Origin of the sequence: Leisingera daeponensis DSM 23529 (genome assembly GCF_000473145.1) — a bacterium.
GTDB classification, from domain to species: Bacteria; Pseudomonadota; Alphaproteobacteria; order Rhodobacterales; family Rhodobacteraceae; genus Leisingera; species Leisingera daeponensis.
Genome location: NZ_KI421500.1, coordinates 416337 through 430644 on the forward strand (window position 1 = coordinate 416337; position 14308 = coordinate 430644).

Consider the following 14308-nt stretch of genomic DNA (forward strand, 5'->3'; position numbering starts at 1 on the left):
CCCTTTGCGGGAGGGCGGGTAACACAGGCGGTAAGAGCATGACGTTGAATCTTTCGATGCCCGGGCAGGAAGAGTTGAAGCCGAAGATCACAGTGTTTGGTGTCGGCGGGGCCGGCGGCAACGCTGTCAACAACATGATCGAGAAGGAATTGGACGGCGTTGAATTCGTCGTCGCCAATACCGACGCGCAGGCACTGCAGCAGAGCGCGGCCAAGGCCCGCATCCAGCTGGGTGTGAAAGTGACCGAGGGTCTGGGCGCAGGCGCCCGCCCGCAGGTGGGCTCGGCCGCGGCTGAAGAAAGCATCGAGCAGATCGTCGACCATCTGGCCGGCGCGCATATGTGCTTCATCACCGCGGGCATGGGCGGCGGCACCGGCACCGGCGCGGCGCCGATCATCGCGCAGGCCGCGCGGGAACTGGGCGTTCTGACCGTCGGCGTCGTGACCAAGCCGTTCCAGTTCGAGGGCCTGAAGCGGATGCGCCAGGCCGAGGCCGGCGTCGAGAGCCTGCAGAAGGTGGTCGACACGCTGATCATCATTCCGAACCAGAACCTGTTCCGCCTCGCCAACGAGAAGACCACCTTCACCGAGGCGTTCTCGATGGCGGATGATGTGCTGTACCAGGGCGTCAAGGGCGTGACCGATCTGATGGTGCGCCCGGGCCTGATCAACCTCGACTTTGCCGACGTCCGCGCAGTGATGGACGAGATGGGCAAGGCGATGATGGGCACCGGCGAGGGCGAGGGCGAAGACCGCGCCGTGCAGGCCGCCGAGAAGGCGATCGCCAACCCGCTGCTGGACGAGATCAGCCTCAAGGGCGCCAAGGGCGTGCTGATCAACATCACCGGCAGCCACGACCTGACCCTGTTCGAACTGGACGAGGCGGCCAACCGCATCCGCGAGGAAGTGGACCCAGATGCCAACATCATCGTCGGCTCCACCCTGGACACCGGCATGGAAGGCCGGATGCGGGTCTCCGTCGTGGCCACCGGCATCGACGCCACCGACGTGAACACCGATATGCCGGTGCCGCGCCGCCCGATGTCGGCGCCGCTGCGCCAGACCGTCACCGTCGAGGAAACCCGCGCCGCGCCGCTGGAACTGGAAACCCCGGTTGCAGCGCCGAGGGCCGCGGAGCCTGCGCCTGCGCCGCAAGCCGCAGAGGCCGCCACCCTGGAAGAGCCGTCGCTGTTTGAAGAGCTGAACGTGCAGCAGGCTGCTGCGCAAGAGCAGTCCGACGACATTTTCGAAGAGCCGGAGCAGATGGGCGACGACGGCCTGCCGCCGCCGGCCTATCGGCCGCAGGTGCCGGAATTCCGCCCGCAGGCGGATACCGCCAGCCAGCAGCCCGGCGTCTTTGTCGCGCCCAAGGCACCCGCTCCGGGCACCCCGTCGCCGCAGGCGCTGGAGCGCTTGCAGGCGGCTGCCCAGCGGGTTCAGCAGCCGCACGCCCAGCAGCCGCGCCAGGTGGCGCCGGTTGCGCCGGCACCGCAGCAGCAGCATCAGCAGCAGCCCGAGGGGCAGCGCCGTTTTGGCCTCAATTCGCTGATCCACCGGATGACCGGAACCGCCGAAGCGCCCGCAGCCAAGCATCAGCCGCAGGCCGTGCGCCAGCAGCCCGCCATGCAGGCACCGGCCCCCTCGGCGCAGCCGCAGCAGGTCCAGGCGCAGCAGCCCGATCCCGACCAGGAACGCATCGAAATCCCCGCTTTCCTGCGCCGCCAGGCAAACTGACGCATCACATATCACGTTGAAGAAAGCCGCCTTGGGGCGGCTTTCTTTGTTTTTTATCAAGGGTTTATATGAACCTGAGCGGCGTTTTGCCTATCTGTTACAGCCATGTTTCAAACCGTTACAAAGATTGAGTTGTAGGATTTTTTCCAAAACCTTAACTCTCTTTCGCAACACGGCCCGGGAGGCCGGACATGGTGAAAAGAGGCACAACGTGCAGAATACGCTCAAGGCATCGGTGGCATTTGAAGGGGTCGGCCTGCATTCCGGCAAGCCCGCCCGCATGACCCTGAACCCGGCTCCGGCAGGGCATGGGATCGTGTTCAAACGCACCGACATTGCATTGGGCAACACCGTGGTTCCGGCGCGCTGGGACCTGGTCGAGCGCAGCCCGCTCTGCACCCGGCTGGTCAACACCTCCGGCGTCAGCGTCTCCACCGTTGAGCATATCATGGCGGCCCTGGCCGGCTGCGGCGTGCATAATGCGCTGATCGAGATCGACGGCCCCGAAGTGCCGATCGTGGATGGCTCCTCGGCGCCGTTTGTGCGCGGCATCATGAAGTATGGCGTGCAGCGCCAGGGCGTGCCGGCCACCGCGTTTGAGGTGCTGAAGCCGGTGACGGTCGAGAAGGACGGCGCCCGCGCCACCCTGCTGCCGTCGGACCGGCTGACCATCGAATTCCACATCGACTTTGCCGAGGCCGGCATCGGCCGCCAGAGCAAGGTTCTGGACATGCGCAACGGCAGCTTTGCGCGCGAGCTGTGCGACAGCCGCACCTTCTGCCGCCAGGCGGATGTTGAAACCATGCAGGCCAACGGTCTGGCCCTGGGCGGTGTTCCGGGCGAGAACGCGGTTGTGTTTGACGGGGACCGTGTCGAGAGCGGCGCGGGCCTGCGCCACTCGGATGAGCCGGTACGCCACAAGATGCTGGACGCCCTGGGCGATCTGGCACTGGCCGGGGGGCCGATCTTGGGGCGCTACGTTGGCGAGCGCGCGGGGCACGCGCTGACCAACACCTTGCTGCGGGCCCTGTTTGCGGAGCCCGGCGCGGTTCGGGCCGTCGCCTGCGATGCGGCGATGACTGCGCGGCTTCCGGGGCAGGGGCTGATCTGGTCGGAAATTCCGTCGGAACAGCGCCGCGTGGCATAAGGCAGAAAACCAGGAACGAGCGGACAACTGGCCCGGGACCCCCTTGTCCCGGGTCTTTTCCTGCGGCGGGAAGGGCGGCGCCGGGGGCGTGCCTTCCCGTACAGCCTTGACCGCAGGCCGCTTTCTCTGCCAAGTGAGCGCGGAAGTGGCGAAAGGCGTTTTGCGCGCCATTCGAATGTGCTAGAGACGGCATAACCGGGGCGGACACCCGTAAGTCAATGACGGTGAGGTTAGGCACTATGAGCGGCATCAGGGCAGGAGCCAGAACCCTCGGCGCGGTCGTTCTGATGGCGGCGCTAGCGGGCTGCGGCGGCGATGGCGGCGCGGTCAAGCGCGGCGACTCGGTCGAGGCCTATTCCCCCGATCAGATCTATGAACGCGGCGAGTTCGAGCTGGCCAACCGGCGGCCCAAGGATGCGGTTTATTACTTCGCCGAGATCGAACGCCTGTACCCCTATTCCGAATGGGCGAAACAGGCGGTGATCATGCAGGCCTTTGCCTATCACTCCACCCGCGATTACGAGAACAGCCGCGCCGCTGCGCAGCGGTTCATCGACTTTTACCCGGCGGATGAGGATGCGGCCTATGCCCAGTATCTGCTGGCGCTGAGCTATTACGACCAGATCGACGAAGTGGGCCGCGACCAGGGCCTGACCTTCCAGGCGCTGCAGGCGCTGCGCACGGTGATCGAGGTCTATCCGGACAGCCAGTACGCCACCTCGGCGATCCTGAAATTCGACCTGGCCTTCGACCACCTGGCAGGCAAGGAGATGGAGATCGGGCGCTACTATCTGCGCCGCGGCCACTACACCTCTGCAATCAACCGCTTCCGGGTGGTGGTGGAGGAGTTCCAGACCACCAGCCACACGCCGGAGGCGCTGCACCGGCTGGTCGAGGCCTATCTGTCGCTGGGCCTGACTGCCGAGGCGCAGACCGCCGCGGCGATCCTGGGGCACAACTTCCAGTCCACGGAATGGTATGAGGACAGCTACCGGCTGCTGACCGCGCAGGGGCTCAAGCCCAAGGACCGCGGCGGCAACTGGCTGAGCCAGATCTACCGGCAGACGGTGAAAGGGCAGTGGCTGTAACGGCCGCTGCGGCAATGGGGCGGGGCTATGCTGCGCGCGCTTGATATCCGCGATATCCTGATCATCGACCACCTGGAGCTGAACTTTCAGCCCGGGCTGAATGTGCTGACCGGCGAGACCGGGGCGGGCAAATCCATCCTTTTGGACAGCCTGGGCTTTGTGCTGGGCTGGCGCGGCCGCGCCGAGCTGGTGCGCCAAGGCGCCCGGCAGGGTGAGGTGCTGGCGGAGTTTGAGTTGGGCGCGGACCATCCGGCCCATGCGATCCTGAAAGAGGCCGGTCTGCCGGGCGGCGACAGCCTGATCCTGCGCCGGGTGAACACTGCTGACGGGCGCAAGACCGCCTGGGTCAACGACCGCCGCTGCTCGGGTGAGGTGCTGCGGGCGCTGTCGGAAACCCTGGTGGAGCTGCACGGCCAGCATGACGACCGCGGGCTGCTCAACCCGCGTGGCCATATGGCGCTGCTGGATCAGTATGCGGGCACCCAGCCGCTGCTGGCCTCGGTGCGGGCGGCCTGGGGCGCGGCGGCCAAGGCGCGCAAGACGGTGGCGGCCACCCGGGCCGCACTGGACGCCGTGCGGGCCGAGGAAGAGTTCCTGCGCCATGCGGTTGCGGAGCTGGACAAGCTGGACCCGCAGCCGGGCGAGGATGAGACACTGGACACCCGCCGCCGCCAGATGCAGGCGGCTGAGCGCATCCGCGGCGATATTACCCGTGCCCATGCCCTTCTCAGCGAAGGCGCCGAGACCGCCATGGGCGAGGCGCAGCGCTGGCTGGAGGGCGTCTCCGGCCGGGAAGACGATACCGGCCTGGATGAGCCGCTGGCGGCGCTGAGCCGCGCGATGATCGAGCTGGGCGATGCCCAGAGCGGGGTCGAGCGGGTGCTGGACAGCCTGGACTTCAACCCGGGCGAGCTGGAAGACTGCGAGGAGCGGCTGTTCGCGATCCGCGCGCTGGCGCGCAAGCACGGCGTGCAGGCGGATGAGCTGGGCGGCTATGCCGAGACCCTGCGGGCCAAGCTGGCGGCGCTGGATGCGGGCGATCAGAACCTGGCCGATCAGGAAGCCGCGCTGAAGGCGGCAGAGGCAGCTTACGCGCAAGCCGCCAAGCAGCTGGGCGCCGTGCGCCGCCAGGGCGCCGCATCGCTGGACAAGGCGGTGATGGCGGAGCTGGCGCCGCTCAAGATGGAGCGCGCGGTGTTCGAGACCCGCATCACCACGGCAGAGCCGGGGCCGGATGGCACCGACGCGGTGGCCTTTACCGTCGCCACCAACCCCGGCGCCCCCGCGGGGCCGCTGAACAAGATCGCCTCCGGCGGGGAACTCAGCCGCTTCCTGCTGGCGCTCAAGGTCTGCCTGCGCGGCGATGATGCCAGCAAGACGATGATCTTCGACGAGATCGACCGCGGTGTCGGCGGCGCCACGGCGGATGCGGTGGGGCGCCGCCTGCGCAGCCTGGCCAGCGCAGGCCAGGTGCTGGTGGTCACCCACTCGCCGCAGGTGGCAGCCCTTGGCGGCCATCACTGGCAGGTGCGCAAGCAGGTGGTGGATGGCATGACATTGTCACAGGTGGTGCCGCTGGATGGCACCGAGCGTGTGGATGAGCTTGCCCGGATGGTGTCCGGTGATACCATCACCAACGAGGCCCGCGCTGCGGCCCGCGCATTGCTGGCCGGATAACCTGCCGCAAAACCTGGCCGGGTGAGGGTTCTTTAACTGGCGTCATGGCAGTTGTAGGCCATTGATAACAAAAAAGACCCGCTGACAGGTTATGGTGCAAGAAATCCGTTCGTCCCTTTCCGCAATCTCACTGCAATGGCTGGCCGGCCTGAAAGACATCTGGCGGGTGCTGCGCCATCGCGGCCCCAGCCAGTTCCAGTTCTGGCTGATCGCGCTTTTGATCGGTATCGCCGCGGGCTTTGCCGCACTGTTCTTCCGCAAGGGGATCGCGGCGCTGCAGGCCTGGGTCTATGGCGCGCCGGATGTGAATTACCTGCACAGCTTTGCGCAGGGGCTGCCCTGGTACGTTCTGGTGACGATTGCGGCGGGCGGCGGGCTGGTGGTCGGTCTGATCCTTGACCGCTTCACCCCGGACGGGCGGGTGCGCTCGGTCGCCGATGTGATCGAGGGCGCGGCGCTGCACGACGGGCGCGTCGAGCAGCGGGAGGGGCTGGCCTCGGCGCTGGCGTCCTTCATCACCCTGTCGACCGGCGGTTCAACCGGGCGCGAGGGGCCGGTGGTGCATATGGCGGGGGTGATCTCCACCTGGGTCAGCAACCGGATCAATGCCGACGGCATCACCGGGCGGGACCTGTTGGGCTGTGCAGTGGCGGCGGCGGTGTCTGCCAGCTTCAACGCGCCAATTGCCGGCGCCCTGTTCGCGCTGGAGGTGGTGCTGCGCCACTTTGCGGTCAACGCCTTTGCGCCGATCGTCATCGCCTCGGTTGCGGGCACCGTGATCAACCGGCTGGAATACGGCGATGTCACCGAATTCACCCTGGCCACACCCGGCGCGCTGCAGTTTTACGTGGAGCTGCCGGCCTTCCTGATACTGGGGCTGATCTGCGGCCTGGTGGCGGTGGTCGAGATGCGGGCGATCTTCTTTGCCGACAAGGTGGGCAACACGGTGCAGGCGCGGCTGCGGCTGCCGCGCTGGCTGCGCCCGGCGGTCTCGGGCGCCATGCTGGGGGGGATCGCGGTCTGGTATCCGCATATCATCGGTGTCGGCTATGAGACCACGGTGCTGGCGCTGACCGGCGGGCTGCTGCTGGGGGAGGCGGTGATTTTCACCGTGGTCAAGACCGCCGCCGTGGCGATCACCATGGGCGGGCGCATGGGCGGCGGGGTGTTCTCCCCCTCGCTGATGATCGGCGCGCTGACTGGGCTGGCCTTTGGCCTGATTGCGACCTCGGTGCTGCCGGACGTGTCGGGCACCCACACGCTTTATGCCTTTGCCGGCATGGGGGCGGTGGCCGCCGCGGTGCTGGGCGCGCCGATCTCCACTACCCTCATCGTGTTCGAGCTGACCGGCGACTGGCAGATCGGCCTGGCGGTGATGGTCTCTGTCTCCATGTCCACCGCGCTGGCGTCGCGGCTGGTGGACCGCTCCTTCTTCCTGACCCAGCTGGAGCGGCGCGACATCCACTGCGCCGCCGGGCCGCAGGCCTATCTGCTGGCGCTGATCCGCGCGGGCGCCGTGATGCGGCCGATGGGGGACAGCCGCTGCGCCAGCCTGGAGGACTGCCAGAAGCTGGCTGACGAAGGGCTATGCATCCGCGCCTCCGCCTCGCTGGAGGCCGCGATGCCGGTGTTCGACCGCGCCGACGTGCCCTATCTGCCGGTGATGATGGAGGAGGCCGGCACCGAAGAAATCATCGGCGCGCTTTACCACGTGGATGCGCTGAAGGCCTATAACCGCGCCCTGGCCGCAACCGCTGCCGAGGAGCACCGGTAAGGCGCAGAAAGAGGTTGCCAGCAGCGCCTGCAGCCTTGGGGCTTCGGCCGCAGGGCAGGGCGCTGCGCTGCGTCTTCCGGCCTGCGCAAGGGGGAAACCGGCCTGGATCTTCCCCGCATCTGTGAGAAATCCGCTACAGGTAAATAGAAAGTTAAGAAGTGCATTGCCCTGCGGCTGAGCCTTCTACAACACTGCAACCAGGACATAGCAAGATTTACTCACTTCGGTAGGAAACTCATGCGCAACTTCGAAATCGGCCCGCAAGAGGCTGGTGCGAAAAATAAGGCGAGCGAGCGGGAAAATGAACGGGCGGCCCTGGAAGCGGTGATCAACTACGCGATCCAATGCGCCCGGGAAACGGATATCCTTGGCGCAGGCGACGCGCTGGAGGAAGCCAGGCTGAATCTGAGCCGGGCCATTCTCACCTAGACCTTATCTTTCGCAGAACCGCCGTATTGGCCTCCGCCCCCTGGGGGCAGAGGCGCTGCTGTGCCGCTGCGGCCGCGGCCGGCTTGCCGCGGGGCACGCCGCACCAGGCTCTGCCGCCTCCGCACCGCTACCAAGGCTCTGACGGAGCGCCGGCATGAAAACACCGGCGCCAGGGCGCCGGTGCGAGCCGGATTGCAATCTGCATCTGAGACCGGACGCCCGCGCTGGCGGCGGCACAGGGCCGCCGGAGCCCGGCAGGCGGATCAGACCTGTTCGACCTTGACGGAGTCGCTCAGCACAAACGCCAGATGGCCCTTGATCTCTGCTGCATCCTCCTTGGGGTTTTCATAGCTCCAGGCCGCGTTTTCGGTGACCGAGGATTTGTTGGCGATCGAGAAATAGCTGGCCTCGCCCTTGTGCTCGCACAGGGTGGTTTTGCTGGTGCGGTCGAGGAATGCCATGGCAATGTCGTCGCGCGGGAAATAGATGACCGGATCCAGACCGCCCTCCGACAGCTCCAGCGCATTGGAAGTTTCGCCCAATACAGCGCCGCCGGAACGGACGACCCAGGTGCCTTCGGCCTTGCGGATACGGATATTTGTCATGCGTGATTTCCCATTTTCTTCATTCGTGTCATCTTTTGTTCAGTCTATGTAACAGCCGGGTGTCAGACCCGGGTCACAAAGGCGCGGTTGCGGCATCAAGCCACGCCTGCGCGGCGGGGCTGAGCTGCGGTCCGATTTTTGCTGCAACCTCCCGGTGATAGCTGTCGAGCCAGTCTTTCTCGTCCGCTGTCAGCAGGGCGGCATCCACCAGCCGCCGGTCGGCCGGGGCAAAGGTGAGCGTGCGCCAGCACAGCATGTCGCGCTCCGGGTCGCTGGTGTCAAGGGCCGGGGCCTGTTCAACGACCAGAAGGTTCTCGATGCGGATGCCAAAGGCGCCTTCGCGGTAGTATCCGGGCTCGTTCGACAGGATCATGCCCGGTTCCAGCGGCACATGGCTGGTGCGGGCCAGCCGCTGCGGCCCTTCGTGGACGCTCAGATAGGCGCCGACGCCGTGGCCGAGGCCGTGGTTGAAATCCTGCCCGGCCAGCCACAGCGGCATCCGCCCGATCGCCTCGATATCGCGGCCCGCCAGCCCCTTGGGCCAGCGCAGCCGGGACATCGCGATCATGCCCTGCAGCACGCGGGTGTAGGCGGCGCGTTCCTGCTCTCCTGGGGTGCCGATGGCGATGGTGCGGGTGATGTCGGTGGTGCCGTCCAGATACTGGCCGCCGCTGTCCAGCACCAGGAGGTGGCCGTCCTCCAGCCGGGTGTCGGTCTCTTCGGTCACGCGGTAATGCATGACAGCGCCGTTTTCGCCGGTGCCCGCGATGGTTTCAAAACTGATGTCGCGCAGGGCGGGGTCTTCGCGGCGCAGCGCCTCCAGCTTCTTCACCACGTCGATCTCGGTGAGGGTGCCGGGCGCCTGCGCGTCGAGCCAGGCCAGCATCTCGACAATCGCGGCGCCGTCGCGCAGGTGGGCTGCGGCACTTCCTGCGATTTCGGCGGCGTTCTTGCGCGCCTTGGGCAGGGCACAGGGGTCGCCCGCCGCCACCAGCCGCTCGCCAAGCGCATCGGCCACGATCTGCGGCAGGGTGCCGGTGTCTGCGGCAACGGAGCCGTTGAGCGAGGACGCGGCCTTGAGGAAGTCTTCAGGCGGATGCAGTGTTACGGAGCCGTCAAAATGGCCCTGCACGCCGTCCAGCTTCTCTGCCGCCATGAACAGGTCCACCCGCGCGTCGCTGTGCAGGATGGCAAACCCGTGCGCCACCGGGTTGCGCGCCACATCGCTGCCGCGGATGTTCAGCAGCCACATGATGCTGTCGGGCAGGGTGATCACTGCCGCTGCCTGGCCTGCGTCGTGCAGGTCCTTGGCCAGCCGCGCGCATTTGTCTGCGCTGCTTTCGCCTGCGTATTCCAAGGGGTGCGCGGCCACGGGGTTCATCGGCGGCGCGGGCTGGTCCTGCCAGATCCGGTCCACCAGGTTTTCGCTTTGCGCCAGGGTGATGCCGCTGCCCTTCAGCTCGTTCGTGAGGGTTGTGATCTGCCCTGTTGCATGCAGCCAGGGATCAAACCCAACCTTGCCGCCATTCGGAAGCTGCTCCTTCAGCCAGTCCGCCAGCTGCACCTCGGGCCAGGGCACGGGGGTGTAGTCCGCCGCCACCTGGCGCTTCACCTGGGTGCGGTAACGGCCGTCGATGAAAACACCGGCAACGCCCTGCAGCACCGCGCAGAAGCCTGCCGAGCCGGTGAACCCGGTGAGCCAGCTAAGGCGCTCATCATGCGGCGCCACATATTCGCCCTGATGGGCATCGGCGCGGGGCACCAGGAAACCGTCCAGGCCTTCCGCCGCCAGTTCCTTGCGCAGGGCGGCCAGCCGGGGCGGGCCCTGTTCCGGGCGGGCGGTCACATCGAAGGTCTGATACATCGGCGTCTCTCCAGCTGAAGGGCAGGGCGGCGAGCGGCAGGGGACCCCGGCCGCCGCGGCACAGAAAAGGCGCGGCCAGGGCGCGCGCCTTTGTTGTCCCAGATCACCCCCGTGCTGGCAAGGGCAGCGGCGGCGGGAAAGCACCGGATCTGACGGAACAGAACCGGCGGCGGCTCCCGCCCGGCCATCGGGGCATCAGGGAGGCCCCTTGGCCCGTTGGGCCAAGCGCCGGATGCCTGCGGCCTCTGGCGCAGCCGCGCGCGTCAGCGCGCGGCCGTGCCCAAGGCTGTGGACGGCATCTTGATGCAGGCCGAAGGCGCGGGAGCGCTCCCTGAGCCGCTTCCCGGGCCTGAGCGGGCGTCAGCTGGCGCGCTTGATGCCCATGACCCGGGCGCGCGCGCGCGGGTCGCTGTCGAAGAGGGCCGCCAGCTGCTCGGTCATCGCGCCGGCCAGCTGCTCCACATCGGTGATCGTCACCGCGCGCTCGTAATAGCGGGTTACGTCGTGGCCGATGCCGATCGCCAGCAGCTCCACCTGCTTTTTCTTCTCCACCATGGCGATCACGTCGCGCAGGTGTTTCTCCAGGTAGTTCGCCGGGTTCACCGACAGCGTCGAATCGTCGACCGGCGCCCCGTCGGAGATCACCATCAGGATCTTGCGCGCCTCGGGCCGGTGCATCATCCGCCGGTGCGCCCATTCCAGCGCCTCGCCGTCGATGTTTTCCTTCAAGAGGCCCTCTTTCATCATCAGCCCGAGGTTGGTGCGGGTGCGGCGCATCGGGGCATCCGCGCCCTTGTAGATGATGTGGCGCAGGTCATTGAGGCGTCCGGGCTGCTGCGGCCGGCCCTCGTTCAGCCAGGCCTCACGCGCCAGGCCGCCTTTCCAGGCGCGGGTGGTGAAGCCAAGGATCTCGACCTTCACGTTGCAGCGCTCCAGCGTACGGGCCAGCACGTCAGCGCAGATCGCGGCAATCGAGATCGGACGGCCGCGCATCGAGCCGGAATTGTCCAGCAGAAGCGTCACCACGGTGTCGCGGAACTCGGTGTCCTTTTCCACCTTGAACGACAGCGGCGTGGTCGGGTTGGCCACCACGCGCGCCAGACGGCCGGCATCCAGAATGCCCTCCTCGCGGTCGAATTCCCAGCTGCGGTTCTGCTGCGCCTGCAGGCGGCGCTGCAGCTTGTTGGCCAGCCGGCTTACCGCGCCCTTCAGCGGCTCCAGCTGCTGGTCGAGATAGGCGCGCAGGCGCTCCAGCTCGGCAGGCTCTGCCAGCTCCTCGGCGGCGATTTCCTCATCGTGGGCGTCCCGGAAAACCTTATAGTCCGGGTCGGCCTCGGAGACCGGCGGCGGGGCAGGCGGCTCCAGCGGCGCCTCGCCGTCGGGCATCTCGGTGTCCTCGGCCAGCTCCTCGTCGGCCATCTCGTCCATCGAGACCTGGGCCTGGCTCTCGTCCTGCTGTTGCTCCTGGCTCTGCTCCGGCGATGCGTCGGCCTGTTCCTCCTCGGAGTCGTCCTGGCCGGTGCTGTCCGGGTCCTGCTGCTCCTCGGCGTTGTCCTCGGCCTCGTCGCCTGCGTCGTCGTCCAGATCATCCGGGTCATCGCCCAGCTGGTCGCCATAGCCGAGGTCGGAGATCACCTGCCGCGCCAGTTTGGCGAACGCGGCCTGGTCGGAAATCGTCTCGTCCAGGTTTTCCAGCGTGCCGCCGGCCTGGGCTTCGATGAACCCGCGCCACAGCTCCATGATATTGGCAGCACCTTCGGGCAGCGGGCGGCCGGTGGCCAGATGCCGGATCAGATAACCGGCGGAGGCGGCCAGCGGCGCCTCGGAAGACGACTTCATCTGGTCATAGCCGCGGCGGATCGACTCGTTGCGGATCTTCACGTCGATATTCGACGCGGTGCCGGGCATGTGGCGCGCGCCCATTGCCTCGCAGCGGGCGGTTTCCATCGCCTCATAGAGATCGCGGGCCATTTCGCCCTGCGGCGCGTATTTCGCGTGGGTGGCGTCGTCGTGGAACCGGTGGCGCAGCGCCAGCGCATCCGCGGTGCCGCGGGCCAGCAGAACCTCTTCCCGCGTCATCCGGCGGGAGACCTGCGGCAGCCGCATGGAGTCGCCCGACAGCCCCGAGGGGTCCACCGTGTAGGTAACCGTCAGCTCCGGGTCGTTGGCCATGACTTTGGTGGCTTCGGTCAGCGCCTTCTTGAACGGATCGGCGGGGTTATCGTTCGGCTTTTTCATGGTCATTCCCGAAATTCTCCAAACAAGTGGCCTTGTCGGAAACAAAGAGAGGGTGATGCCGCACTGTACTAGGAAAACGTATAGGTCCAAACGTATCCATGTACTGTTTCGTGTAGTCTCTCACGTTATCCGCGCTGTGCCTGGCCCAAGCCGCCCAAAAAGCTGATTTGAAAGGTTCCTCGAAAACCCAGTCAAAATCTGTCTTTAGATCCCAATTTCGCCCGGTTACCGGGTTTGACCGGTGGATCTGGCGGCGGATTTGCATCGCGTTGACCAGCGAGTGGCAGCGTGCCAACACAAATTCTGGCTCATCGCGCAGAGGGCTTCCCGCGATAGGAATAAACCCCTCGTTGCGTTTGGCTTCCGCTGGATCAGCAGCCCCTAATGTTGCACTAGGAACCGCCACAGATGCTACAAACAGAATGGCTTTTGTGACCAATCTCACCCCAGGCTCACGCTTGCGGCGCTTTCCGGAAGTTCCTCGTCGAAGCAGCGCTGGTAGAACTCGGCCACGGTCTGGCGCTCCAGCTCGTCGCATTTGTTCAGGAACGACAGGCGGAAGGCATAGCCCACGTTGCGGAAGATCTCGGCGTTCTGGGCCCAGTTGATCACCGTCCGCGGCGACATCACGGTGCTGAGGTCGCCGTTCATGAACGCGGTGCGGGTCAGGTCGGCAACGGTCACCATCTGGCTGATGGTCTTGCGGCCCTTCTCGGTATTGTAATGCGGCGCCTTGGACAGAACGATGGCGCTTTCGGCGTCATGGCTCAGGTAGTTCAGGGTCGAGACCAGCGACCAGCGGTCCATCTGGGCCTGGTTGATCTGCTGGGTGCCGTGATAGAGCCCGGTGGTGTCGCCGAGGCCCACGGTGTTGGCGGTGGCAAACAGGCGGAAGAACGGGTTCGGGGTGATGATCTCGTTCTGGTCCAGCAGGGTCAGCTTGCCGTCATGCTCCAGCACCCGCTGGATCACAAACATCACGTCGGCGCGGCCCGCGTCGTATTCGTCGAACACGATCGCAACCGGGTTGCGCAGGGCCCAGGGAAGGATGCCCTCGTGGAACTCGGTCACCTGCTTGCCGTCGCGCAGCTTGATCGCGTCCTTGCCGATCAGGTCGATGCGGGAAATGTGGCTGTCGAGGTTCACCCGCACGGAGGGCCAGTTCAGCCGCGCCGCGACCTGTTCGATGTGGGTCGATTTGCCGGTGCCGTGGTAGCCCTGGATCATGACACGGCGGTTGTGGCTGAAGCCTGCCAGGATCGCCAGCGTGGTTTCCGGGTCGAACTTGTAGGTCGGGTCCAGCGCCGGCACCCGGTCGGAGCTCTCGGCAAAGCCCTTGACCGTCATATCCGTGTCGATCCCGAACACATCGCGCACCGAAATTGCTTCGGTCGGTTTCGCATTCATGTCCACAAAGCCGTCGGTCATCCCAGTCGATCCTTATCCCGCTTCCCTGTCATCAGGGTCCAATCCGCGGGATTGGTGCCCGATCTGGCGCGCGAGGGCAAGGGGAACAATGGCAGGAAACCAGCTGACGCCGCGATTGAAGCGGAACTGGACAGACGGTTGAGGCGGCCTCACGCACAGCGCCCCCGGCCGGGCAGCAGGGGGCGCGTTTTGCCGGCGACCGCGACGCTTGGGGGGATAGGCTGCGGCCGGCACATCTTTGCCTAACCGCTGACTGCGGTGCGGGTCAAAGAAATAAAGATTCTATTATTAACTTTCGGCAAAAGACCGCCCATCGCCAGCGGCG

General features: G+C 66.3%; 11 protein-coding genes. 6 read left to right on the plus strand and 5 right to left on the minus strand.

From position 1 onward, the window contains the following. The first annotated feature begins 38 nt into the window (after positions 1-38). From ftsZ to DAEP_RS0102460, 6 genes are all read left to right on the plus strand, one after another. Complete coding sequence (gene ftsZ / locus DAEP_RS0102435) at positions 39-1733, plus strand: cell division protein FtsZ (protein WP_027243558.1); 1695 nt, start codon at positions 39-41, stop codon at positions 1731-1733. A 211-nt stretch (positions 1734-1944) separates the two neighbouring features. Further along, positions 1945-2880, plus strand: coding sequence for a UDP-3-O-acyl-N-acetylglucosamine deacetylase (gene lpxC, locus DAEP_RS0102440; RefSeq protein WP_008554947.1), 936 nt, complete (start codon positions 1945-1947; stop codon positions 2878-2880). A gap of 239 nt (positions 2881-3119) precedes the next feature. Then, positions 3120-3968: an outer membrane protein assembly factor BamD gene (locus DAEP_RS0102445; protein ID WP_008553720.1), complete on the plus strand. Its 849-nt coding sequence runs from the start codon at positions 3120-3122 to the stop codon at positions 3966-3968. A gap of 27 nt (positions 3969-3995) precedes the next feature. Next, positions 3996-5645 (plus strand): DNA repair protein RecN, encoded by a 1650-nt coding sequence (recN, locus tag DAEP_RS0102450; RefSeq protein ID WP_027243559.1) that lies wholly within the window; start codon positions 3996-3998, stop codon positions 5643-5645. Between the two features lie 91 nt (positions 5646-5736). Next, complete coding sequence (locus DAEP_RS0102455; RefSeq protein ID WP_008556129.1) at positions 5737-7419, plus strand: chloride channel protein; 1683 nt, start codon at positions 5737-5739, stop codon at positions 7417-7419. A 237-nt stretch (positions 7420-7656) separates the two neighbouring features. After that, positions 7657-7848 carry a hypothetical protein gene (locus DAEP_RS0102460; RefSeq protein ID WP_008554548.1) on the plus strand — a complete coding sequence of 64 codons (192 nt, stop codon included), beginning with the start codon at positions 7657-7659 and terminating at the stop codon, positions 7846-7848. A gap of 263 nt (positions 7849-8111) precedes the next feature. Here the strand turns inward: DAEP_RS0102460 and DAEP_RS0102465 are convergent, their stop codons facing one another. From DAEP_RS0102465 to cobS, 5 genes are all read right to left on the minus strand, one after another. Further along, complete coding sequence (locus tag DAEP_RS0102465) at positions 8112-8453, minus strand: DUF427 domain-containing protein (RefSeq protein WP_008557439.1); 342 nt, start codon at positions 8451-8453, stop codon at positions 8112-8114. 73 nt (positions 8454-8526) lie between these two features. After that, positions 8527-10317 (minus strand): aminopeptidase P family protein, encoded by a 1791-nt coding sequence (locus DAEP_RS0102470; protein ID WP_027243560.1) that lies wholly within the window; start codon positions 10315-10317, stop codon positions 8527-8529. 360 nt (positions 10318-10677) lie between these two features. After that, complete coding sequence (gene cobT / locus DAEP_RS0102475) at positions 10678-12555, minus strand: cobaltochelatase subunit CobT (RefSeq protein ID WP_027243561.1); 1878 nt, start codon at positions 12553-12555, stop codon at positions 10678-10680. Beyond that, positions 12536-12994 (minus strand): hypothetical protein, encoded by a 459-nt coding sequence (locus DAEP_RS23880; RefSeq protein ID WP_154665021.1) that lies wholly within the window; start codon positions 12992-12994, stop codon positions 12536-12538. The genes cobT and DAEP_RS23880 overlap by 20 nt, the downstream gene beginning before the upstream one ends. A 2-nt stretch (positions 12995-12996) precedes the next feature. Then, the gene (gene cobS / locus DAEP_RS0102480) at positions 12997-13983 is read right to left on the minus strand and encodes a cobaltochelatase subunit CobS (RefSeq protein WP_008557330.1); all 987 of its coding nucleotides are present in this window, start codon (positions 13981-13983) and stop codon (positions 12997-12999) included. Between the last annotated feature and the right edge of the window lie 325 nt (positions 13984-14308).

Bases quoted from the DNA above. Each gene is read 5' to 3' on its own strand.
- ftsZ (WP_027243558.1), top strand. From the start codon at position 39: ATGACGTTGAATCTTTCGATGCCCGGGCAGGAAGAGTTGAAGCCGAAG.
- DAEP_RS0102445 (WP_008553720.1), top strand. From the start codon at position 3,120: ATGAGCGGCATCAGGGCAGGAGCCAGAACCCTCGGCGCGGTCGTTCTG.
- recN (WP_027243559.1), top strand. From the start codon at position 3,996: ATGCTGCGCGCGCTTGATATCCGCGATATCCTGATCATCGACCACCTG.
- DAEP_RS0102455 (WP_008556129.1), top strand. From the start codon at position 5,737: ATGGTGCAAGAAATCCGTTCGTCCCTTTCCGCAATCTCACTGCAATGG.
- DAEP_RS0102460 (WP_008554548.1), top strand. From the start codon at position 7,657: ATGCGCAACTTCGAAATCGGCCCGCAAGAGGCTGGTGCGAAAAATAAG.
- DAEP_RS0102465 (WP_008557439.1), bottom strand. From the start codon at position 8,453: ATGACAAATATCCGTATCCGCAAGGCCGAAGGCACCTGGGTCGTCCGT.
- DAEP_RS0102470 (WP_027243560.1), bottom strand. From the start codon at position 10,317: ATGTATCAGACCTTCGATGTGACCGCCCGCCCGGAACAGGGCCCGCCC.
- cobT (WP_027243561.1), bottom strand. From the start codon at position 12,555: ATGAAAAAGCCGAACGATAACCCCGCCGATCCGTTCAAGAAGGCGCTG.
- cobS (WP_008557330.1), bottom strand. From the start codon at position 13,983: ATGACCGACGGCTTTGTGGACATGAATGCGAAACCGACCGAAGCAATT.